Raw genomic sequence first — 23581 nt, forward strand, 5'->3', positions numbered from 1 at the left:
GGTGATGTTCAGTTGGCAGACCCGGCAGGCTTCGTCGGCTTCCCTGCAACTGCCGGACCTCGACGTGAGCCCGCTGCCGCTGTCCTACGACACCGTCAAGTTCGACCTGGAACTGGCGCTGGAGGAGAACGGCGAGGCGATCGCCGGTGTGCTCGGTTATTCGACGGCATTGTTCGAGCGCGCCACGATCGAACGGCATCTCGCTTACCTGGAGGCCATGCTGCGGGCGATGGCCCGGGACGAGACGCAGGCGCTCGATCATGTCGACATCCTGCCGCCCGAGGAGCGCGCGCTGCTGCTGGGCAATGGAAATGCGACGCAGGCGGACTATCCCGAGCCGCCTTGCATTCATCGGCAATTCGAACAGCAGGTCGAGCGCAAGCCCGACGCCGTCGCCCTGGTCTTCGAGGAGCAAACGCTCAGCTATGTCCAGCTCAACGAGCAGGCCAACCGGCTCGCGCACGAGCTGATCGCCCTCGGCGTGCAACCCGATTCCCGCGTGGCCGTCTGCGTCGAGCGATCTCCCGCCCTGGTCGTCGGCCTGCTCGCCGTCCTCAAGGCCGGTGGCGCCTACCTTCCGCTCGACCCCGCCTATCCCGGCGAGCATCCGGCCCAGATCCTCGCCGATGCCGATCCGGCCATCGTGCTCGCCGATGCCGCCGGTCGCGCCGCCCTCGGCGAGGCCGCGCTCGCCGGGCGTCGTCTGCTCGACCCGAGCGTGCTGCTGCCCGAGCGCCCGGCGACCAACCCGGTCGTGCCCGGTCTCGCCTCGCAACACCTCGCCTATGTGGTCTACACCTCCGGCTCCACCGGCAAGCCCAAGGGCGTGATGGTCGAGCACCGACAGGTGGCGAGCTTGCTCGAAGCCGCCGCGGCCCCGTATCGCCTCGATGCCGAGGACGTCTGGTGCCTGTTCCACTCGCCGGCGTCGGACCTCTCGGTCTGGGAAACCTGGGGCGCATTGTGCGGCGGCGCAAGGCTGGTCATCGCCTCGCATCAGGTCGCGGGCACGCCCGAGGCCCTCCATCGACTGATCTGCCGGCATGGCGTCACCGTGCTCGGTCAATCCCCCGGCGCCTTCACCGCGTTGGCCGCCGCGGCCGGGCAGAGCCCGCTACGCGATCGCCTGCGCTACGTGGTCCTCGGCAGGGACGCGCTCGACGCCGCCGTCCTGCCGCGCTGGCATGCCGAGCACGACGAGGCCCTGCCCCGGCTGATCAACATGTACGGTGCCACGGAGACCACCGTGCACGCGACGCATCACGCCCTCGGGCCGCAGGACGCGCGACGGGGCGGCAACCCGATCGGGCGTCCCATCGCGGGCCGCAAGCTCTACCTGCTCGACGCGCATCGCCAGCCCGTGCCGCTGGGTGCCGTGGGCGAACTGTATGTGGGCGGCGACGGCGTCGCGCGCGCCTACCTGAACCGCCCCGAACTCAGCGCCGAGCGTTTCCTCGACGATCCGTTCGCCGGCCGCGCCAACGCCCGCATGTACCGCAGCGGCGATCTCGCGCGCTACCTGCCCGACGGCAATCTCGTACTCCTCGGCCGCCTTGATCAACAGCTCGCAATTCGCGGTGTTCGCGTCGAGCCGGCACGGATCGAGGCGCATCTGCTCGCGCATCCCGCTGTCCGCGAAGCCGTGGTGCTGATGCGCGACGAGGCCGCGGACCCGCGCCTGGTCGCCTACGTGGTGGCCGAGCCCGACGAGCAGTTGATCGACGTGCTGCGCGAGCAGCTCGCCGCCCGGCTGCCCGACTACATGGTGCCTGCCGCCTTCGTGCGGCTCGACGCCCTGCCGCTGACCCACAACGGCAAACTCGACCGCTGCGCGCTGCCGCTGGAGCAACCCGCGCCCGCGTCCCGGGCCTACGAGGCCCCCGAGGGCGAGACCGAATGCACGCTCGCCGCGGTCTGGGCCGAGCTGCTCGGCATCGAGCGCATCGGCCGTCACGACAGCTTCTTCGTGCTGGGCGGCTTCTCGCTGATGGCCGTGCGAATGATCGTCAAGCTCCGCCAGAAGGGCCTGGAACTGGCGATTCGAGACCTGTTCCAGACGCCCGTCCTGAGCGTACTGGCCCAACGCCTGGATCAGCAGCGCAGCAACCGGGACCGGGAGATCGAGATCCCGGCCAACCGGATCACGCCCGACACTCGCGCGATCACGCCCGAGCTGTTGCCGCTCATCAGCCTCACCCAGCCCGAGATCGACCATCTGGTCCAGCAGGTGCCCGGCGGCGTGAGCGCCATCCAGGATATCTACGCGCTCTCCCCGTTGCAGGACGGCATCCTCTTCCACCATCTGCTGGCCACCCGCGGCGACCCCTACCTGGTGATCCAGCAGGCGGCCTTCGCTTCGCGCGAGCACCTGGATCGCTACCTCGATGCCGTGCAACAGGTGGTGGCTCGCCACGACGTGCTGCGCACGGCCTTCGTCTGGGAGGGCCTGTCCAACCCGGCACAGGTGGTGTGGCGCGACGCGCCGCTCACGCTCGCCGAGCTGAGCCTGGACCCCGCCGACGGGCCTGTCGCCGAGCAACTGGCCCGGCGCTTCGACCCGCGCGAGCATCGCATCGACCTGGGCCAGGCCCCGCTGCTGCGCTTCGCCACCGCCCGCGACGAGCAGGGCCGCTGGCTGCTGGTCGAGCTGCTGCATCACGTGATCGGCGATCACTCCACCATGGAGATCCTGCATCGCGAGGTGCAGGCCATACTCGCTGGCCAGGCCGCGCAACTACCGCCGGCCCAGCCGTTCCGCAACGCGATCGCGCAGGCTCGCCTGGGCAAGAGCCAGCAGGAGCATGAATCCTTCTTCCGCACCATGCTGGCCGACGTGGACGAACCCACGCTGCCCTTCGGCCTCACCGAGGTGCATCTCGACGGCTCGCAGGTCAGGGAATCGCAGCGCATGCTGCCGCAGGCACTGAACGACCAGTTGCGCGCTCAGGCGCGGCGCCTGGGCGTGAGCCTGGCGAGCCTCTGCCACCTGGCCTGGGCGCAGGTGCTCGCCCGCGCCAGCGGGCAGGACCGCGTCGTGTTCGGCACCGTGCTGTTCGGCCGGATGCAGGGCGGCGCGGGCACCGACCAGGCCATGGGCCTGTTCATCAACACCCTGCCCCTGCGCATGGACCTGGACGACACCCAGGTGGAGCAGGCAGCCCGTCGCATGCATACGCTGCTGGCCGGCCTGATCGACCACGAGCACGCCTCGCTCGCGCTGGCCCAGCAATGCAGCGGCATCGCTCCCGGCTCGCCGCTGTTCAGCTCGCTGCTGAACTATCGCCACAACGTGATCGCGGCCGAACCGGAAAACGTCGATGCCGGATTCGAATTCCTGCATGCGCAGGAGCGAACCAACTATCCGCTCACGCTTGCCGTGGAGGATTTCGGCAGCTCGCTGGGCATGACCGTCCAGGTGGTCGACTCGCTCGACGTCGATCGCGTCGCCGCCTACTTCGCCCAGGCGCTGGACAGTCTCGCGACCGCGCTGGACCGAACGCCGACGATGCCGGTCCGGCAGCTGGACATCCTGCCGCCCGAAGAGCGCGCCTTGCTGCATGAGTGGAACGCCACCAGCACGCCCTATCCCGAGGACGTCTGTCTTCACCAGCAATTCGAGCAGCAGGTCGAGCGCACGCCCGACGCCGTCGCCCTCGTCTTCGAGGAGCAAACCCTCAGCTATGCCCAGCTCAACGAGCGCGCCAACCAGCTCGCGCACGAGCTCATCGCCCTCGGCGTGCAACCCGATTCCCGCGTCGGCATCTGCCTCCAACGCTCCAGCGCCATGGTCGTCGGACTGCTCGCCATCCTCAAGGCCGGCGGCGCCTACGTCCCCCTCGACCCCGCCTATCCCGGCGAGCGACTCGCTCACATCCTCATCGATGCCGATCCCGGCATCGTGCTCCTCGACGACGCCGGCCGTGCCGCCCTCGGCCAGGACGCGCTCGACGGGCGTCATGGGCTCGACCCCGACGCGCCGCTGCCCGAGCGCCCCACGAGCAACCCCGTCGTGCCGGGCCTGACTTCTCGACACCTCGCCTACGTCATCTACACCTCAGGCTCCACCGGCAAGCCCAAAGGCGCACAGAACGAGCATCGCGCGCTCGTCAATCGCCTCGACTGGATGCAGCGCGCCTACGCTCTCGACGCCTCCGATCGCGTCCTGCAGAAGACCCCCTTCGGCTTCGACGTTTCCGTCTGGGAATTCTTCTGGACCCTGCTCAACGGCGCCACCCTCGTCGTCGCCGCCCCCGGCATACAGGGCGACCCCGAAGCCCTGATCGCGCTCATCGGCCGCCAGCGCATCACCACCGCCCACTTCGTCCCCTCGATGCTCAATATCTTCCTGGGCACCGAGGGGGTCCAGGCTTGCACCTCCCTGCAGCGGCTCGTCTGCAGCGGCGAGGCCCTGCCCGTTTCCGCGATCCGGCGCTGCCAGGCCTTGCTGCCCGCCGCGCGGATCCACAATCTCTACGGGCCGACCGAGGCCGCGATCGACGTGACCGCCTGGACCTGCCCGCCCGACTATGCCGGCTCGACGGTCCCCATCGGCCGCCCGATCGCCAATACGCAGATCTACCTGCTCGACGAGCACGGGCAGCCCGTGCCGCTAGGCGCGGTCGGCGAGCTGCATATCGGCGGCGTGGGCGTCGCGCGCGGCTATCTCAACCGGCCCGAACTCACCGCCGAGCGCTTCGTGCGTGATCCCTTCGCCAGTGATGCCGACGCGCGCATGTATCGCACCGGCGATCTCGCCCGTTACCTGCCCGACGGCAATATCGAGTACCTCGGCCGCAACGACTTCCAGGTCAAGATCCGCGGCTTCCGAATCGAGCTCGGCGAGATCGAGGCTCGGCTCGCGGAATATCCCGCCGTGCGCGAGGCGGTCGTGCTCGCGATCGGCGACGGCGCCGACAAGCGTCTGGTCGCCTATGTGGTGGCCGAGCATGACGAGCAGTTGATCGGCGCGATCCGCGATCACCTCGCCGCGCAACTGCCCGACTACATGGTGCCCACTGCCTTCGTGCGACTCGACGCCCTGCCGCTCAGCCCCAACGGCAAGCTCGATCGCCGCGCGCTGCCCGCGCCCGATTCGTCCGCGCTCGCTCGTCAGGCTTATGAAGCGCCTCAAGGCGAGCTCGAATGTGCGCTTGCCGAGATCTGGGCCGAGTTGCTCGGCGTCGAGCGTGTCGGCCGCCATGACAGTTTCTTCGCACTCGGCGGGCATTCCCTGCTCGCCGTCCGGCTGGTCGGCCGCATCGCCGCGCTCGGCACCGAGTTGCCTCTCGCCAAGCTGTTCGCTTCGCCCACACTCGCCGGCCTGGCTGCGCTCATTACCAACCGCCTGGACCAGGGTGCCGCCGCTTTGCCGCCCATCACGCCGGTCTCGCGCGATGGCGAGTTGCCGCTCTCGTTCGCCCAACAGCGACTGTGGTTCCTGGCCCAACTCGATGGCGTCAGCGCCACTTATCACATCCCGCTGGCGCTGCGCCTGCAAGGCCGGCTCGACACGGCAGCATGGCAGCGCGCGCTCGACACGCTGCTCGATCGTCACGAGGCGCTGCGCTCGACCTTCGTCACGGTCCAGGGCCAGCCGCAAGTGCGGCTGCTGCCGGTGGGCACCGCCTTGCCCGTCACGCATCACGACCTGCGCGATGCACCCGACGCGCAGCAGCTGTTGCAGGCCATCAGTGCCCAGGAAGCTCATGCGCCCTTCGACCTCGAACAGGGCCCGCTGATCCGCGCCCGCCTGATCCGCTTGAGCGAGGACGAACACGCGTTCCTGCTGACCCAGCATCACATCGTCTCGGACGGCTGGTCCTTCGAAGTCCTGCTACGCGAGCTGCAGGCCCTCTATGGCGCTTATCTCGATGGCTTGCCCGATCCGCTTGCGCCGCTGGCCATCCAGTATCCCGACTATGCCGCCTGGCAGCGCCAGTGGCTGACGGGCGAACGCTTGCAGGCCCAGGGCGAGTATTGGCGCCAAACGCTCGCCGATGCACCGACGCTGCTCGACCTGCCCACCGACCACCCCCGTCCCGCGCAGCAATCCTTCGTCGGCGCCCATGTGCCGATGCGCCTCGATGCCGAACTCACGCAGGCGCTCAGGCGCCTCGCGCAAGCGCACGGTGCCACGCTGTTCATGACCGTGATGGCCGCCTGGGCCGCCGTGCTCGCGCGGCTGTCGGGCCAGCACGACATCGTGATCGGCACCCCCAGCGCGAATCGAAATCGGCAGGAGGTCGAGCCGCTGATCGGTTTCTTCGTCAACACGCTGGCGCTGCGCCTCGATCTGTCCGGCACGCCCGATGCCGCCGCCTTGCTCGCGCGCGTGCGTCATGCCGCGCTGGCCGCGCAGGATCACCAGGACCTGCCTTTCGAGCAGATCGTCGAGATCGTCAACCCGCCGCGCAACCTGGAGCATGCGCCGCTGTTCCAGGTGATGTTCAGCTGGCAGTCCCAACAAGGCACGTCATTGCCGCTGCCCGAGCTGGAAGTCACGGCGCTGCCGCCGGCTTACGACACGGTGAAGTTCGATCTGGAACTGGCGCTCGAGGAGAACGGCGACGAGATTTTCGGCACCCTGAGCTATTCGACGGCCTTGTTCGACAGGGCCACCATCGAACGGCAGGCGGGTTACCTGCGGGCCATGCTGCGAGCGATGTCGCGGGACGAAACGCAGGCGGTCGATCATGTCGACATCCTGCCGCCCGAAGAACGCAAGCTGCTGCTGGTCGACTGGAATGCGACGCAGGCGGACTATCCCGAGCAGCATTGCATTCACCAGTCGTTCGAGCAGCAGGTCGAGCGCACGCCCGACGCCGTCGCCCTCGTCTTCGAGGATCAAACGCTCAGTTATGCCCAGCTCAACGCTCGCGCCAACCAGCTCGCGCACGAGCTCATCGCCCTCGGCGTGCAGCCCGATTCGCGCGTGGCCATCTGCGTCGAGCGTTCGAGCGCCATGCTCGTCGGTCTGCTCGCCATTCTCAAGGCCGGTGGCGCCTATGTCCCGCTCGACCCCGCCTATCCCGGCGAGCGACTCGCTCACATCCTCATCGATGCCGATCCCGGCATCGTGCTCCTCGACGACGCCGGCCGGGCCGCCCTCGGCCAGGACGCGCTCGACGGGCGCTGCCTGCTCGATCCCAACGCGTTGCCTGATCGCCCCACGACGAACCCCGTCGTACCCGGCCTCACTTCGCGACACCTCGCCTACGTCATCTACACCTCAGGCTCCACCGGCAAGCCCAAGGGTGTCATGGTCGAGCACCGGCAGGTCCTCAACTTCCTGAGCGCCATGGCTACCGCGCCCGGCATCCACTCGGGGGATCGCCTGCTGGCCATCACCAGCATGTCCTTCGATATCGCCGCGCTCGAGCTCTATCTGCCTCTCGGCAAGGGCGCCACCGTCGTGCTCGCCGCGCGCCGCGACGTCATGGACCCGCTCGCCCTGCACGACCTGATCGTCCGGCAGCGCATCTCCATGCTGCAGGCCACGCCCGCCATCTGGCGCACCCTGCTCGCGCAACCGGACATCAAGCTGCCCCTGGTCGCCCTCTGCGGCGGCGAGGCGCTGCAAGCAGACCTGTCCCTCCGCCTGCAGGCCGCCACGCATCAAGTCTGGAATCTCTACGGGCCCACCGAGACGGCGATCTGGTCCACCGTCCTGCCCGTGCGGGACGACCCGGCCAGGAAGTTGCCCGCCTCGGCCATCGGCCGGCCGATCGCCAATACGCAGATCTACCTGCTCGACGAGCACGGGCAGCCCGTGCCGACGGGCGCGGTCGGCGAGCTGCATATCGGCGGCGACGGCGTCGCGCGCGGTTATCTCAACCGCCCCGAACTCACCGCCGAACGCTTCGTGCGCGATCCCTTCGCCGGTGATGTCGAAGCGCGCATGTATCGCACCGGCGATCTCGCCCGTTACCTGCCCGACGGCAATATCGAATACCTCGGCCGCAATGACTTCCAGGTCAAGATCCGCGGTTTCCGGATCGAGCTCGGCGAGATCGAGGCTCGGCTGGCCAACCATCCCGCCGTGCGCGAGGCAGTCGTGCTCGCGATCGGCGAAGGCGCCGACAAGCGTCTGGTCGCCTATGTGGTGGCCGAGCACGACGAGCAATTGGTGGGCGCGCTGCGCAGCCATCTCGCCGCGCAACTGCCGGACTACATGGTGCCGGCCGCCTTCGTGCGGCTCGACGCCCTGCCCTTGACGCCCAACGGCAAGGTCGACCGACGCGCGCTGCCCGCGCCGGATCAATCCGCGCTCGCGCGTCAGGCTTATGAAGCGCCCCAAGGCGAGATCGAATCCGCGCTCGCCGAAATCTGGGCCGAACTGCTCGGTGTCGAGCGTGTCGGCCGCCACGACAGCTTCTTCGCACTCGGCGGGCACTCCCTGCTCGCCGTGCGGCTGGTTGGCCGCATCGCCGCGCTCGGCACCGAGTTGCCTCTCGCCAAGCTGTTCGCCTCGCCCACGCTCGCCGGCCTGGCTGCGATCATTACCGACCGACTGGACCAGGGCGCCGCCGCGCTGCCGCCCATCACGCCGGTCTCACGCGATGGCGAGTTGCCGCTCTCCTTCGCCCAGCAGCGACTGTGGTTCCTGGCCCAGCTCGACGGCGTCAGCGCCACTTATCACATCCCGCTGGCGCTGCGCCTGCAAGGCCGACTCGACGCGGCAGCATGGCAGCGCGCGCTCGACACGCTGCTCGATCGCCACGAGGCGCTGCGCTCGACCTTCGTCACGGTCCAGGGCCAGCCGCAAGTGCGGCTGCTGCCGATCGGCACCGCCTTGCCCGTCACGCATCACGACTTGCGCGGCACGCCCGACGCGCAGCAGCAGTTGCAGGCCATCAGTGCCCAGGAAGCTCATGCGCCCTTCGATCTCGAACAGGGCCCGCTGATCCGCGCCCGCGTGATCCGCTTGAGCGAGGATGAACACGCGTTCCTGCTGACCCAACATCACATCGTCTCCGATGCATGGTCCTTCGAGGTCCTGCTCGGCGAGCTGCAGGCCCTCTATGGCGCTTATCTCGATGGCTTGCCCGATCCGCTCGCGCCGCTGGCCATTCAATACCCCGACTACGCCGCCTGGCAGCGCCAGTGGCTCACGGGCGAACGCCTGCAGGCCCAAGGCGAGTATTGGCGCCAGACGCTCGCCGATGCGCCGGCCCTGATCGACCTGCCCACCGACCACCCCCGCCCCGCGCAGCAGTCGTTTGCCGGTGCTCACGTGCCGGTGCGCCTGGACGCCGAGCTCACGCAGGCGCTCAGGCGCCTCGCGCAAGCCCATGGCGTGACGCTGTTCATGACCGTGATGGCCGCCTGGGCCGCCGTGCTCGCGCGACTGTCCGGCCAGCAGGACATCGTGATCGGCACGCCCAGCGCGAACCGAAATCGGCAGGAGGTCGAGCCGCTGATCGGCTTCTTCGTCAACACGCTGGCACTGCGCCTCGATCTGTCCGGCACGCCCGATGCCGCCGCCTTGCTCGCGCGCGTGCGTCACGCCGCGCTTGCCGCGCAGGACCACCAGGACCTGCCCTTCGAGCAGGTCGTCGAAGTCGTCAATCCGCCGCGCAACCTGGAACACTCGCCGCTGTTCCAGGTGATGCTTAGTTGGCAGTTCCGGCAAGGCACGTCGTTGCAGTTGCCCGAACTCGAGGTGGCACCGTTGCCGCCGAGCCAAGACACGGTCAAGTTCGACCTGGAACTGGCATTCGAAGAGAGCGACGACGGAATCGCCGGTGTGCTCGGCTATTCGACGGCACTGTTCGAGCGGGCCACGATCGAACGGCATCTCGCTTACCTGCAGGCCATGCTGCGAGCGATGGCCCGGGATGAAACGCAGGCGGTCGATCATGTCGACATCCTGCCGCCCGAAGAACGCAAGCTGCTGCTGAGCGACTGGAATGCGACGCAAGCGGACTACCCCGAACAGCATTGCATTCACCAGTCGTTCGAGCAGCAGGTCGAGCGCACGCCCGACGCCGTCGCGCTCGTCTTCGAGGAGCAAACGCTCAGCTATGCCCAGCTCAACGAGCGGGCCAACCAGCTCGCACACGAGCTGATCGCCCTCGGCGTGCAGCCCGATTCCCGCGTGGCCATCTGCGTCGAGCGTTCGAGCGCCATGCTCGTCGGCCTGCTCGCCATCCTCAAGGCCGGCGGCGCCTATGTCCCGCTCGACCCTGCCTATCCCGGCGAGCGACTCGCTCACATCCTCATCGATGCCGATCCCGGCATCGTGCTCGTCGACACCGCCGGCCGTGCCGCCCTCGGCCAGGACGCGCTCGACGGGCGCCGCCTGCTCGATCCCAACGCATTGCCTGATCGCCCCACGACGAACCCCGTCGTACCCGGACTCACTTCGCGACACCTCGCCTACGTCATCTACACCTCAGGCTCCACCGGCAAGCCCAAGGGCGTCATGGTCGAGCACCGGCAGGTCCTCAACTTCCTGAGCGCCATGGCCACCGCGCCCGGCATCCACTCGGGGGATCGCCTGCTGGCCATCACCAGCATGTCCTTCGATATCGCCGCGCTTGAGCTCTATCTGCCCATCGGCAAGGGCGCCACGGTCGTGCTCGCCGCGCGCCGCGACGTCATGGACCCGCTCGCCCTGCACGACCTGATCGTCCGGCAGCGCATCTCCATGCTGCAGGCCACGCCCGCCATCTGGCGCACCCTGCTCGCGCAACCGGATATCAAGCTGCCCCTGGTCGCCCTGTGCGGCGGCGAGGCGCTGCAAGCAGACCTGTCCCTTCGCCTGCAGGCCGCCACGCGTCAGGTCTGGAATCTCTACGGACCCACCGAGACGGCGATCTGGTCCACCGTCCTGCCCGTGCGGGACGACCCGGCCAGGAAGTTGCCCGCCTCGGCCATCGGCCGGCCGATCGCCAATACGCGGATCTACCTGCTCGACGAGCACGGGCAGCCCGTGCCGACGGGCGCGGTTGGCGAGCTGCATATCGGTGGCGTGGGCGTCGCGCGCGGTTATCTCAATCGCCCCGAACTCACCGCCGAACGCTTCGTGCACGATCCCTTCGCCAGTGATGCCGACGCTCGCATGTATCGCACCGGCGACCTCGCCCGCTACCTGCCCGACGGCAATATCGAATACCTCGGCCGCAACGACTTCCAGGTCAAGATCCGCGGTTTCCGGATCGAACTCGGCGAGATCGAGGCCCGGCTGGCCAACCATCCCGCCGTGCGCGAGGCAGTCGTGCTCGCGATCGGCGACGGCGCCGACAAGCGCCTGGTCGCTTATGTGGTGGCCGAGCACGACGAGCAATTAGTGGGCGCGCTGCGCAGCCATCTCGCCGCGCAACTGCCGGACTACATGGTGCCGGCCGCCTTCGTGCGGCTCGACGCCCTGCCCTTGACGCCCAACGGCAAGGTCGACCGACGCGCGCTGCCCGCGCCGGATCAATCCGCGCTCGCGCGTCAAGCTTATGAAGCGCCCCAAGGCGAGATCGAATCCGCCCTCGCCGAGATCTGGGCCGATCTGCTCGGCGTCGAGAAAGTCAGTCGTCACGACAGCTTCTTCGCACTCGGCGGACATTCCCTGCTCGCAGTACAACTGATCATTCGCATCGCCGAGCTGGGCTACCTGCTCACCCTGAACGAGGTGTTCCAGCACCCCGAACTCACCAGCCTGGCGCAGCGCATCGCGTCGGCCTCGGCTTCGACACAGGCGCTGGAAGCGGTGCCGGTTCGCGTCGGGGGCACGCAGCCGCCGATCTTCTTCCTGCCGACCGGCCTGGGAGACTACTCCTATGCCTTCTCGCTGGCTTCGCACATCGACTCGAGCTTCCCCATCTATGCGCTGCCTTGGCAATCGCTCCACGAAACACCGCTCTCGACGATCGAAGCCATGGCGAGCCGGATGATTGCGCTGATCAAGGCGGTACAGCCGAGCGGCCCCTATCGGTTCGCGGGTTATTCGTCGGGGGGGCTGGTGGCCTACGCCATCGCGCATGCGCTGCTGGAGGCGAACGAGGAAGTGTCGTTCGTGGGGCTGCTCGACGTCTCCACGCCCCAGGCGCTGGAAGCCGAGATGCCGGAATCCGCCCAACAGGTGTTCATCGAGTGGATCGAGGAGAAATACCAGACGGAGCACGAATCCGCGATCGCCGACCTGCGCGCGCGGCGCGATCGGGCCGGGCTGACGGAGCTGATCGAATCCGCCCAGCAATTCGGGCTCTATCCGCGGCATGCCTGCCTGCCCGTCGAGGTGTCGCGATGGGAGCAGATCGCCCACTACGCCCAGACGGTCAGGCACTATCGGCCGCAACCGATCGCGCGCAAGGTGCATCAGTTCCACGCGACGGAGTTGCTGGGCTCCGGCAGGACCTCGCAGGATGCGGCAAGCCGGCAAGCCGATGCCATCGATCCCGGCCTGGGATGGGACCGGATCCTGCCGGCTTCGATACTGCACCTGATTCCGGTGCCCGGCGACCATCATTCGATGGTGGTCGACATCGGGCATCGCGCGCAGTTGGGCCGGAAGTTCAACGACGTGGTGCTGGATTCGATCGACAGCCTCCACCCCAGCGACAGCCCGGCATGAGCCGGCGCCGGGCAGCGGCTTGCCCGGCGCGGGGCGCCCTGGCGCGAGCACGAGCCGGCGCCTGCCCCGGCGCGGGATGCGCCGGCGCGCGATCGAGCCGATCTGTATCGGGGAGTGGAGCGGGTGCCGCCTCGCGCGTCGTGGTCAGAAGCCACGCGGGAAACGGCCGGGGCAGCGCAGGCGGGTACTGGCGGGGTAGTTCGCGAGGCGCGCCTCACGCGAGCCTCGCCGGGAGCCGGTCGGGCGACCGGCTCCCCGTCACCATCGCCGCTCAGGCGGCGGTGACCGTCACCGACTTCGTGACGAGGTAGGGCTCGAGCGCTTCCGGGCCGCCTTCCGAGCCGTAGCCCGAATCCTTCACGCCGCCGAACGGCATTTCCGGCCAGGGCGTGGCGGGCTGGTTGATCCAAAGCATGCCGACCTCCAGACGCTGCGTCAGCAGGTGCACGTTCTTGAACGCGCGCGTGAAGGCATAACCGGCCAGGCCGTAAGGCAGGCGGTTCGCTTCGGTGATCGCGTCCTCCAGCGTGTCGAAGCCGCGGATCGCCGCGATCGGGCCGAACGGCTCGTTGTTGAACACGTCGGCCTCGAGCGGCACGTCGGTCAGCACGGTCGGCGCGAAGAAGTTGCCCTCGCTGCCGATCCGCTCGCCGCCGGTGGCCACCGTCGCGCCGGTCTTGCGCGCGTCGGCCACCACCTTCTCCATCGCGCCCAGGCGGCGCGAGTTGGCCAGCGGGCCCAGGTTGGTGCCGAGCGCGAGGCCGTCGCCGACCTTCAGGCCTTCGGCGTGCTTGACCAGCGCCTTGGCGAAGTCCTCGCGCACGCTGTTGTGGACCAGGAAGCGCGTCGGCGAGATGCAGACCTGGCCGGCGTTGCGGAACTTCGCGCCGCCGGCGGCCTTGACCGCCAGATCGAGGTCGGCGTCCTCGGCGACGATCACCGGCGCGTGGCCGCCCAGCTCCATGGTGGCGCGCTTCATGTGCTGGCCCGCCAGCGCGGCGAGCTGCTTGCCGACCGGCGTCGAGCCCGTGAAGGTGACCTTGCGGATCACCGGATGCGGGATCAGGTAGTTCGAGATCTCGGCGGGATCGCCATAGACCAGGCCCACCACGCCCGCCGGCACGCCCGCGTCGACGAAGGCGCGCAGCAGCTGGGCCGGCGAGGCCGGGGTTTCCTCGGGTGCCTTCACCAGGAACGAGCAGCCGGTGGCCAGCGCCGCACTGAGCTTGCGCACCACCTGGTTGACCGGGAAGTTCCAGGGCGTGAAGGCCGCCACCGGGCCGACCGGCTCCTTGACCACGGTCTGCTGGACCGCCAGGTTGCGCGGCGGCACGATCCGGCCGTAGACGCGGCGGCCTTCGTCGGCGAACCATTCGATGATGTCGGCGGCCGACAGCACCTCGATCTTCGCCTCGACCAGCGGCTTGCCCTGCTCCTGCGTCATCAGCTGGGCGATCGTGTCGGCGCGCTCGCGCACCAGCGCCGCGGCCTTGCGCATCAGTGCCGCGCGATCGTAGGCCGTCACCTTGCGCCAGGTCTCGAAACCGCGCTGGGCGGCTTCCAGCGCGCGATCCAGGTCGGCGATGCCGGCGTGCGCGACCTTGCCGATCACCTTGCCCGTGGCCGGGTTCAGCACGTCGATGGTCTTGCCGCTCGCGGCATCGCACCACTCGCCGTTGATGAGGAGCTGCGTATCCGTGTAAGTCGTGTTCGTCATCTGGGTATCCACCTGATCGAGAAAAGGAGCGGCCGAAGCCGGGCGCTGCCGCGGCATGCCGCGTCGGGACGGGCCGCCGGGCACGCCGGGCGGCTCGCGCCGCCAGCGGCATCCGTGCCGTGGCGGCACCCGCGCCGTGCCTGCCGGCCCCGCGGCACGGGGGCGGCGGCCCGCCGCGCCGGCCGGCGGGGCATGGCGCCCGGCCGCGGCGCGCGGCGGCCGGGCGCCCGCGCAAGACCGTAAGCGTACAACGTCCGGAAAAAGTCTGCGTGACAGCGGATCGGCCCCTGACGAACGGAAAGCCCGGAAGCCGCGCTATCGAAATTCGGCGCCCGGACCGGCTCGACGCGCGGAAAAACAGCGTCATGGCGCGATGAGACGTTCGGGCATGAAGCTGAGACGAGCGCGTCTGGGCGCCAGGCGCCGGCGGCCTCAACATGCATTCCGTCAACCGCGTGATCGACCAGCCGCCAGGCGGCGCACCACGCGGTGCAGGACTTTCCCAACACGCCTTCGGGCACCCACGGAATCAGGATACGGTCATGGCAAACGTCGAAAACTTCGAATATGTGTTTCTGGGCGGCGGCAAGGGCGGCAAGACGCTGGCGATGGAGCTGGCGCGCGCCGGCAAGCGGGTGGCCGTGATCGAGCGCGGCATGATCGGCGGCTCCTGCATCAACGTCGCCTGCATCCCCAGCAAGGCGCTGATCCACGAGGCCGAGCTGGCCCATCTCGCGAACCGGCGCGACGGCGCCGCGCGCCCCGCCGAGATGGCGGGCGTGAAGCGCTACGTGCGCTCGGTGGTGGACGGGATGGTCGAGATCAACCGCAAGGCGATGCTCGGCTCGGGCCTCGATCTGATCATCGGCACCGGCCGCTTCGTGGGCCCGCGCCGCATCGAGGTGCGCACCGCCGAGGGCGCCACGCGCATCGTCGAGGGCGAGCATGCCTTCATCAATACCGGCACGGTCGCGCAGATTCCCGATGTGCCGGGGCTCCAGGCCGCCGCGCCGCTCACCCACGTGGAAGCGCTGGCCCTGGAGGTGCTGCCCGAGCACCTGGTGGTGATCGGCGGCGGCTACATCGGGCTCGAACTGGCCCAGGCGCTCCGCCGGCTCGGCAGCCGCGTGACGATCGTCCACGACGCGCCGCGCGTGGCGCTGCGCGAGGACGAGGACGTCAGCGCCGCGATCGAGGCGGCCTTCGCCGCGGACGACATCGCGATCCGCTCGGGCGTGCGCCCGGTCGAGGTGAGCGGACGCTCGGGCGAGGCGGTCACGCTGCGCCTGGACGACGGCAGCGAAGTGAGCGGCAGCCACCTGCTGATCGCCACCGGCCGCACGCCGGTAACGGCCGATCTCGGCCTGGAAGCGGCCGGCGTGGCAGTCAACGAGCGCGGCATCATCAAGGTCGACGAACGGCTCGCCACCACCGCGCCGAACACCTGGGCGATCGGCGAGGTGGCCGGCACCGCGATGTTCACGCACGCCTCCTACGACGACTATCGCGTGCTGAAATCGCAGTTGGCGGGCGGCGATCGCAGCACCCGCGAGCGCCAGATTCCCTATGCGCTGTTCATCGAGCCGGAGCTGGCGCGCATCGGCATCAACGAGCAGGAGGCGAAGGCGCGCGGCATCGCGGTGCGCGTGGCCAAGCTGCCGATGGCGGCCGTGCCGCGCGCCCGCACCAGCGGCGAGACCCAGGGCTTCATGAAGATCCTGGTGGACGGGGAATCGGATCGGATCCTCGGCTTCACGATGCTCGGCGTCAATGCCGGCGAGGTGATGACGGCGGTGCAGATGGCCATGCTCGGCGAGCTGCCCTACACGGCGGTGCGCGATGCGATCATTGCGCATCCGCTGATCTCGGAAGGGCTCAATATCCTGCTGAACGCGGTGCCGGCACATGTGGCCGCGCAATAAGCGGCCGCGCCTGGCGGCGGCGCGAGTCGGTGGCAGAATCGCCGCGCTGCTCGGCGGCCTCGCGCTGATGCTGGCGGGCCTCGGCGGCGCGGCGGCCGCCACGCCCGCTCCCCTCAACACCTCGATGGAGGCAAGCATGAACCAAGCACACAGCGATGCGCTGCTGTCCTGGCAGAGCAGCCACGATTTCGCCGGCACGCTAGCGCACCTGCGCGGCGCGCTCGCCGACAAGGGCATCCGGATCTTCGCGGAAATCGATCAGGCTGCGGCCGCGGCGGATTCCGGCCTGAAGATGCCGGCCACGGTGCTGATCCTGTTCGGCAACCCGAAGGCCGGCACGCCGGTGATGCTGCAACATCCGCTGGCCAGCGTCGAGCTGCCGCTGAGGCTGGTGGTCCGGCAAGCCGGGGACGGCTCGGTCTGGGTCGATTATCTCGACGCGGCGCGACTGCTCGAGCGCGACTACGGCGTGGACGACGCCTTGCTGGCGCCGCTCGCGCGTGTGCCGGCCCTGCTGAAGGCGGCGACCACCGCCAACTGAGGCAGCGCCGCGCGCCGGGCTTGATCCGGCTGCGCGAAGCGAGCGCTTCATGTGAGCACGTCATGTACTGCGTGACGTGCTTGCACGAGGTGCCGGCGTTACGAGGCCGCCTCATGCAGGCGCTTCACGCGGCCTCGCCCACTTCCGCCAGTTCCACCCGCTCGCGGCTCTGGGCCCGCCATTGCGCGGGCGTCACGCCGATCTGCCGCTTGAACACGCGCTGGAACGCAGCATCCGACTGGTAGCCGACGCGCTCGCCGATCTCGGCCACCGACAGCGTGCCCTCGGCGAGCATGCGGCCGGCGATGGTCATGCGGATCTCGGTGAGCATGTCGCTGGCGGAGCGGCCGATCGCCTCGTCGAAGTGACGGGCGAAGGTCGCGCGCGACATGTGGCAGAGCTCGGCCAGTTCGGGCAGGGTCCAGGCCTTCTCGGGCGTATCGAACATCGCCGACAGCGCCGGCTGCAGGCGCGGACGCGCCGCCAGCGCGAGCAGCCCGCGCGGCGGCTCGCCGGCCTCGCTGGCGAAGCGCATGGTCAGCGCGAACAGCGCGCCCGACAGGTGATTGACGAGCGCCAGGCTGCCCGGGCCGAGTTCGTCGGATTCCTCGCGCATCAGGCCGACCAGCCGCGTCAGCCGGTTGCCGGCGGCGGCGTCCTGCCCCGGCGCGGCCGAGGTCCTGACCAGCAGGCGGTTCGGCAGGTGGTCGCGCAGCAGTTGCTGCGGCATGGCGGGCAGCAGGAAGCGCCCGCACAGCACGTCGGCCGGCGCGCCGCGCCCCTTGTTCGACACCATCTCCAGCCCGGCGACGAAGCGCTCCTCCGACTTCGTCGGACGCTTGCCGCTGCCGTCGTGCAGCACATGGCCCACGCCGGACGGCAGCATCACGATATCGCCCGCCTGCATGGCCAGCGGCTCGCCGAGCCCGTCCTCGAAGCTCGCCTCGCCGCTGAGCAGCACGTGGTAATGGATTTCGCGCTCGCCGGCGGCGGCGCCGTCGATGCGCCAGGGCGCGCCGAAATGGCAGCGCGCATCCAGTTGCCCGGCCACGGGCATCAAGGCCAGCAAACGGCTCAGCAGATCCATCGAAGATTCCTGTGGGTAGGTCGACACCTCGCCGATGCGAGACGTTCGAGCATGAATTTCGCGGATACTACCACCTGGCATCTCATCGCGCAGGGATGCCCGGGCAGCCCCGAACCCGGCAAAAAGCACAAGGCCCGCGCCCTCGCGAAACGCGAGAGCGCGGGCCTCGATCGGCAAGCGCCGAGCAGCCGGATCAGGCCGTGGCGAGCCCCGATTGCTGGGCCGCCTGCATGACCTTCTGCACGTAGGTCGGATCGCCCGTGCCGGCCGGCGTCGCATTCAGGTTGCCCAGGTCGACGCCGTTCGGGCCGGAATTGTAGGCGCGCAGCGCGGCGCCCATGTTGCCGCCGAACTGGTTGGCGAGGTCCTTCATGTAGTTCGCGCCGGCGCGGATATTGTCGGCCGGGTTCGAGATGTCGCCGCCGCCGTATTGCTGGAATTCGTTGGGGCCGAGCTGCATCAGGCCGCCGCCGGGCGTGTTCGCGATCCCCTTCGACTCCTGCCAGATCTGGCCGGCGATGATGCCGGGCGGCACGCCGGTGGACTGCGATGCCGACATGATCTCGTCCTTGTACTTGCTGGCGACTTCCTGCGGAGTCATGTCGCCGCCCGAGGCGTCGGGCGTGGCCTGGACCGACGAGGCGCCCGCCGTTGCCGGCGCGCCCGTGCCGTCGGCCGGCGCGCCGCTGCCGGTGGCCGGCGAGGTATCGGCCGCGGCGGGCGCGCCGCCGGGAGCGGCCGCCAGCGTCTGGGGCGCACCGCCGCCACCACCGCCACCACCACCGTCCGACAGCGCGGGCATGCCGCCGCCTCCACCGCCACCACCGCCCGCGCCGCCAACCGACGGGGACGAGTTCTGCTTGGCCAGGTTGTTCAACTGCGAGAACATCTGCAGCTCGGCGATCAACTGCTGGATCAGTTGCTCGAGCTGCGCGAGCTGCTGCAGGGCCTGCGTGTTGCCCTGGCCCGAGCTCTGGTAGGGATCGAGCGTGCTCGATCCGGCGGCATCAACGGACATCGACATGGACGTCTCCCTGTGAGGACGGCGCGACGGTTATCCGAGCACTCTAGGCGGGTTCCGGCAGGCGCCGGGCCGCGGTTGCGAAGCGGCTGCCGGGGATGCGAAACGGAACTCTAACTTCCGTCAACAAAGACCGAAGACGAACCAAGAACATGCACTATCTCACAACAAACCTACTACGAACTCGCCTTCGGTTCCTCGCGCTAAATAATCGCGAACATCTGCTACATATAAAGGTTGGGTATCGAGGCAGCCCGCATGTAGAGCGTATGGCTCGGGGCATCTATCAGGTCGACTGTCGACATGTGACGCGCAAAAATTGATCGACAACTCCTTGCCCCCAGCACAATTTGTTCGACAAACTGCACGGCCTGGATTGCCTCCTATACAGTGCCTTATATTGGGACTACACATTATGACCCAACACGCCCAGTCCGGCGGATACGAGTAGACGAAAGCCTAGTTGATAAGACATAATTCTTAACTGGCAAGAGACCTGCCACGCAAGTCAGATAACCGGGAACACTATGCTCACCAAGCTTGAAGCCCACGGATTCAAAAATCTACTTAATTTTTCCGTGTCGTTTGGCCCTTTCAATTGCATCGCCGGACTCAATGGCGTAGGCAAATCGAATATTTTTGATGCAATTAAATTTCTTTCACTATTGAGCGACAAATCAATTATGGAGGCCGCATTAGCAGTACGCGACTCCGTATCTTCCGATCCGCTTGATATTTTTTGGACTAGCAATGATTTCCGAGCAGACAAGCTATCACTTGCCGTGGAAATGATTGTACCACTAGACCTCATTGATGATTTCGGTCGAAAAGCGCGCGCCACCTCAACATTTTTACGCTACGAAGTAGAGCTTGCTCGCGATGCACAAGATGAATCTTCCAATTCTCAGGGAATTTATCTTGCCCGCGAGGCATTAACATACATTAACAAAGGCGAAGCGGCAAACAAACTCCATTTCCCTTTAAGCGCATCGCTGTTCCGCGACCAAGTAGTTGTAAACAAACGAAAAGGGGCTGGCTATATTTCAACTCAAGTCATGGACGATGGAATAACAGAAATTCATCTCCATCAGGATGGCGGCAGCAGCGGACAACCACAAAAAATTCCCGCACACCGCATTCCAAAGACAGTGGTTGCCAATACGAATAGCGCGGCTTGGCCAACCGTTCTTGCTGCACGCAGAGAAATGCAATCATGGCGATTCCTCTCTCTAGAGCCGAGCGCTATGCGTCGTTCAAATAAAATGCATGAAGAAAGTAGCGTTGGAGCCGACGGAGGGAAATTAGCTTCCACGCTATATAAACTCCAGCGACGCGATCAAAATGTTTGCTCATGTATTGCAAGTCGATTGTCGGAAATCATTCCAACCTCGGATGTTCGGGTTGACGTCGACCAAGTTCGCCAACTTTTAACTGTTGAAGTAAAAGAGCGTTCCGGCGCATTTTTACCCGCTCGCGCACTTTCCGATGGAACATTAAGATTCCTCGCACTATGCATTATGGCGGAAGACCCTGACTTCAAAGGCCTACTTTGCTTTGAAGAACCAGAAAATGGCATTCATCCAGCGAAGATGAATGCCATTCTAGGACTACTCAAAGAATTGGCTGTCGACGCTGGCGAACCTACTGGGGAAGATAATCCCATGAGACAAATTTTCATCGCCACCCATTCACCAGCACTGGTAAAACTAGAAAGTCCAAATGATTTAATCTACGCAGATATTGTTAAAGTCCGCGGACTAGACGGCAACCCAGCATCGACAATCCGATGCAAAAGCCTACAAGACAGCTGGCGAAATATATCAAACAACTCATACGTTGACAAAGGATCAATTATTGCATATCTCACCCTACCGCCCAACTCGCAGATTGAATTAGACCTAGAAGATTAAGTAACGAGACGACCAACATGAAAATACAATTCATTCTTACGGGCGAAGGCACATCAGATTTAAATTTAGTGGATCATATCGAAAATTTATTAATTGAAGAGGGCTTCACTGAAGCGAGCGGCGAAGCTCCAGATCTAAGTATGTTTCAGCGTCCAATCGGACGAACAATTCGCGAAAAACTTGAGGCACTACTGAAGCATTACCCCAATGCCGACGTAATATTTGTTCACAGAGATGCCGATAATGCCGGAATTATGCAAAGAGAACAGGAAATCATCACCGCAACTGATGGCCTGATTTCAGTAGATAGAGTAATTCCAGTTATCCCCTTGACGCAATTAGAAACATGGCTACTTACCGATCGGGAAGCGATTAAGCGCATAGCTGGCAACGTCGATTATAGAGGGCGATTGGATTGCATTCCCTCGATTCGCCGACTCGAGAGCGTTCTCGACGCAAAAGGTTTGTTGCTTGAAGCTCTATGCGAAGCTAGCGAAACTCAAGGTGCGCGACTGAGGAAATTCAAAAATCGCTTTTGCGAAATGAGAGCACGCTTAGCCTTTGACCTCAATGTTGGCGGACCAATACAGGATCTCCCATCCTATCAACGTTTTCGCGAGAAAATTGCTAATTTTGCTCGACAAAAAATGCGTAACCAAGCCAAATTGGCCGAACCATTACAGCAGTGATTGGATGGATGGAGCGCGGATCTTGCGCTTGTCCAAGCCCGCTCCGAGCGCAGCGGGAGCGAAGACGATAGTGCTACGAGGTACGCGTAGGCAATTCTTGGAGAACCAGGCTATTTGTTGAAATAAAAAAGCCCCACAAATTATAGTTGCGGGGCTTTTTTTTGGTTCTTTGGCGGAGAGAGGGGGATTCGAACCCCCGATAGGCGATTAACCTATACACGCTTTCCAGGCGTGCGACTTAAACCACTCATCCATCTCTCCAGCAAGAGCGCAAGTATAGCAGACTCCGGCGGCGGCTCGCTACTCCCTGATGCGACTTCGACCAGCCTCGGCCCCGCATCCCTCTGAGACTACTCCTCTCACCGATTAGCCCGGCAGCAAAAGGAGGTTTCACGGCGACAGCCCCCTCAGCGAGTAGGTCCCTGCCATCCGCTCGCGCGTCGCCTCGTCGACGCGCTCGCGAAACCGCTGCAGCGCCGGCACCTTGCGGGTATGCGCCTGTCCATACGCGAGGTTGAACGCATAGTCGAAATCGGGCGGATTCTCGCCCTGCGTGTGCTGCAGGATCGTCTCGATCTTGTCGAGCGCCTTCACCGCGCGCGCTTCCGGCGTGGCCGCCCGCGCATACTCGTCCCACAACGCGACGATCCTCTCGCGCATCGGCGCATCGAGCGTTTCGCCGAGGCGCAGCAGGTCGCGTCGCTCGACGGCATCCTTGTCGCTGCCCGGGGCCTGCTCGGGCGCCGGCACGTCGCCGCCCAGCGCCTCGCCCAGGTCATGCACCAGGCAGAGCTCGAGCACCCTGCCGGGGTCGACCTCGCCCAATTGATCCATCAGCACCATCGCCATCAGCGCGAGCCGCCAGCTGTGCTCGGCCGTGCTCTCGCGTCGCCCGCCCGAGGTATGGCCGCTGCGCAGCACATCCTTCAGGCGCTCGCAGCCGCGCAGGAAATCCAGTCGTGCGTCGATCAGCGCGTCGTCCATGGGAGCCACCTCGAATACTCGATTGATCGGCCACTATACGGCGCCGGGCGGGTCCGCTCCACGCATGAATTATGCGTCGCCGCCCGCCCCACCATTCGGCATTCAAAGCGTTTCGACCAGGCGCGCCAGCGTCCCGTCGGACAAGGTGAAACGCGTCCAGCGGCAGCGGCTCGCACGAATCGGCACCTGCGGCGAGTCGTTGGACCCGGTATCGAATTCGATCGAGGGTGCCGGATGATCGTGCCAGCCCGCATCGCGCAAGGACTGCTCGCGCGCCACGATCTCGGCCGTCGCGAACGGCCAGAGCGACGCGCCCATCAGCGACGGCAGCGGCGCCGCGAACTCCGCCGCTCGCGGCGTGGAGCAGGCCAGCAGCCGGTGCGTGAGGTCGCAGACGAGATGAACGGGACGGGTGTGATGGCTCACGAGGCGCTCGAGCGCGCGATCCGCCGCCGAGTCGAGGCGCGCCGACAAGCAGGCCTCGATGCGCCGCAGTTCCTCGTGCGACACCGCCTGGGTGCCGGCTTCCCAGCGCGATATCGTCGACTGCGATACGCCGAACAGCGCCGCCGCATGTTCCTGCTTGATCCGGCGCAGCGTGCGCCACCGACGCAGGCTCGCGCCCGGCGAACAGGCCAGCGCGGACGGCGGCAAGGACGTGGCCGTTGCCTGGTTCGACGATATCGGTTTCATGGCTTTCCTTCGATGCCCAGCGGGGGCCGCGCCGTGTCGACGCGGCGGCATTCGATTCGAGACTCGACGCGAAGCGCGGCGGCATGGGCGACGTCACCGCTCCCCCGCGCCGAGCCAGCCGGGCTTCGCCCGCCCCGCTCGCCTACTCGCTGCCGAAGGTGCTCAGCGTCGATTGCAGGGTGGCGCCGCAGCTGGTCTTGTGGCCGTCGAAGGCGACGGCCCGGCCGCCGACGGTGAATTCCGGGTTGCCCTCGACGATCACGCAACTCTGGTGCCCGGCGATCGGGCAGATGCAGAGGTCGCCGACGCGCGCGACCGGCTTGCCCTCGACGAGCAGGCTCGAATCGCCGGTCTCGACCACGCCGCCATGGCTGGTCGGATCGCCGACGCGAATCACGTTCTTCATGTCCTTGCTCCCGTAGTTCGGTGGATGCACCTGCGGGCCACCGCTC

General features: G+C 66.6%; 11 protein-coding genes and 1 tRNA gene (1 of these 12 running past the window's edge). 5 read left to right on the forward strand and 7 right to left on the reverse strand.

Features of this window, described 5'->3' with window-relative positions; genetic code table 11:
- Positions 1-12565, forward strand: partial view of a non-ribosomal peptide synthase/polyketide synthase gene (locus F3J18_RS05755; protein ID WP_166911883.1) — the 3' portion only. Its footprint begins 4361 nt before the window's first position; 12565 of the gene's 16926 nt are visible here — the last part of the coding sequence; its start codon lies off the left edge, out of view; the stop codon is at positions 12563-12565.
- A 271-nt stretch (positions 12566-12836) separates the two neighbouring features.
- Here F3J18_RS05755 and F3J18_RS05760 read toward each other — a convergent pair whose 3' ends face one another.
- Positions 12837-14282, reverse strand: a complete 1446-nt coding sequence (locus F3J18_RS05760) for an NAD-dependent succinate-semialdehyde dehydrogenase (RefSeq protein ID WP_025102293.1) — start codon at positions 14280-14282, stop codon at positions 12837-12839.
- Between the two features lie 542 nt (positions 14283-14824).
- Here F3J18_RS05760 and F3J18_RS05765 point away from each other — a divergent pair.
- A complete protein-coding gene (locus F3J18_RS05765) occupies positions 14825-16204 on the forward strand; it encodes an FAD-dependent oxidoreductase (protein ID WP_166911885.1) in 1380 nt (459 codons plus the stop codon).
- On the forward strand, positions 16188-16745 hold the full coding sequence (locus F3J18_RS05770; protein ID WP_240156364.1) for a DUF302 domain-containing protein: 558 nt from the start codon (positions 16188-16190) through the stop codon (positions 16743-16745). The genes F3J18_RS05765 and F3J18_RS05770 overlap by 17 nt, the downstream gene beginning before the upstream one ends.
- Before the next feature lie 124 nt (positions 16746-16869).
- Here the strand turns inward: F3J18_RS05770 and F3J18_RS05775 are convergent, their stop codons facing one another.
- Together F3J18_RS05775 and F3J18_RS37785 are read right to left on the reverse strand one after the other, a co-directional pair.
- Complete coding sequence (locus F3J18_RS05775; RefSeq protein WP_166911887.1) at positions 16870-17832, reverse strand: AraC family transcriptional regulator; 963 nt, start codon at positions 17830-17832, stop codon at positions 16870-16872.
- A gap of 193 nt (positions 17833-18025) precedes the next feature.
- Positions 18026-18856 (reverse strand): lytic transglycosylase domain-containing protein, encoded by an 831-nt coding sequence (locus F3J18_RS37785; RefSeq protein WP_205195314.1) that lies wholly within the window; start codon positions 18854-18856, stop codon positions 18026-18028.
- A gap of 524 nt (positions 18857-19380) precedes the next feature.
- On the opposite strand from F3J18_RS37785, the gene F3J18_RS05785 reads away from it, so the two are divergent.
- Together F3J18_RS05785 and F3J18_RS05790 are read left to right on the forward strand one after the other, a co-directional pair.
- The gene (locus F3J18_RS05785) at positions 19381-20763 is read left to right on the forward strand and encodes an AAA family ATPase (RefSeq protein ID WP_166911889.1); all 1383 of its coding nucleotides are present in this window, start codon (positions 19381-19383) and stop codon (positions 20761-20763) included.
- 17 nt (positions 20764-20780) lie between these two features.
- Positions 20781-21452: a DUF4276 family protein gene (locus F3J18_RS05790; RefSeq protein WP_166911891.1), complete on the forward strand. Its 672-nt coding sequence runs from the start codon at positions 20781-20783 to the stop codon at positions 21450-21452.
- Positions 21453-21622: 170 nt separating this feature from the next.
- Here the strand turns inward: F3J18_RS05790 and F3J18_RS05795 are convergent.
- The 4 genes from F3J18_RS05795 to F3J18_RS05810 form a co-directional block, all read right to left on the reverse strand.
- Positions 21623-21713, reverse strand: a tRNA-Ser gene (locus tag F3J18_RS05795).
- Between the two features lie 129 nt (positions 21714-21842).
- Positions 21843-22436, reverse strand: coding sequence for an HD domain-containing protein (locus tag F3J18_RS05800; RefSeq protein WP_166911893.1), 594 nt, complete (start codon positions 22434-22436; stop codon positions 21843-21845).
- Between the two features lie 102 nt (positions 22437-22538).
- The gene (locus tag F3J18_RS05805; protein ID WP_166911895.1) at positions 22539-23129 is read right to left on the reverse strand and encodes a helix-turn-helix transcriptional regulator; all 591 of its coding nucleotides are present in this window, start codon (positions 23127-23129) and stop codon (positions 22539-22541) included.
- Between the two features lie 142 nt (positions 23130-23271).
- Complete coding sequence (locus tag F3J18_RS05810) at positions 23272-23535, reverse strand: PAAR domain-containing protein (protein ID WP_013698802.1); 264 nt, start codon at positions 23533-23535, stop codon at positions 23272-23274.
- Between the last annotated feature and the right edge of the window lie 46 nt (positions 23536-23581).

The sequence above is a fragment of the Burkholderia sp. Ax-1720 genome, from assembly GCF_011753035.1.
Taxonomy (GTDB): domain Bacteria; phylum Pseudomonadota; class Gammaproteobacteria; order Burkholderiales; family Burkholderiaceae; genus Burkholderia; species Burkholderia gladioli.

Excerpts from the sequence above, each read along its gene's own strand:
- F3J18_RS05805 (WP_166911895.1), bottom strand. The coding sequence starts at position 23,129 with ATGAAACCGATATCGTCGAACCAGGCAACGGCCACGTCCTTGCCGCCG.
- F3J18_RS05785 (WP_166911889.1), top strand. The coding sequence starts at position 19,381 with ATGCTCACCAAGCTTGAAGCCCACGGATTCAAAAATCTACTTAATTTT.
- F3J18_RS05800 (WP_166911893.1), bottom strand. The coding sequence starts at position 22,436 with ATGGACGACGCGCTGATCGACGCACGACTGGATTTCCTGCGCGGCTGC.
- F3J18_RS05770 (WP_240156364.1), top strand. The coding sequence starts at position 16,188 with ATGTGGCCGCGCAATAAGCGGCCGCGCCTGGCGGCGGCGCGAGTCGGT.
- F3J18_RS05790 (WP_166911891.1), top strand. The coding sequence starts at position 20,781 with ATGAAAATACAATTCATTCTTACGGGCGAAGGCACATCAGATTTAAAT.
- F3J18_RS37785 (WP_205195314.1), bottom strand. The coding sequence starts at position 18,856 with ATGTCGATGTCCGTTGATGCCGCCGGATCGAGCACGCTCGATCCCTAC.
- F3J18_RS05765 (WP_166911885.1), top strand. The coding sequence starts at position 14,825 with ATGGCAAACGTCGAAAACTTCGAATATGTGTTTCTGGGCGGCGGCAAG.
- F3J18_RS05760 (WP_025102293.1), bottom strand. The coding sequence starts at position 14,282 with ATGACGAACACGACTTACACGGATACGCAGCTCCTCATCAACGGCGAG.
- F3J18_RS05810 (WP_013698802.1), bottom strand. The coding sequence starts at position 23,535 with ATGAAGAACGTGATTCGCGTCGGCGATCCGACCAGCCATGGCGGCGTG.
- F3J18_RS05775 (WP_166911887.1), bottom strand. The coding sequence starts at position 17,832 with ATGGATCTGCTGAGCCGTTTGCTGGCCTTGATGCCCGTGGCCGGGCAA.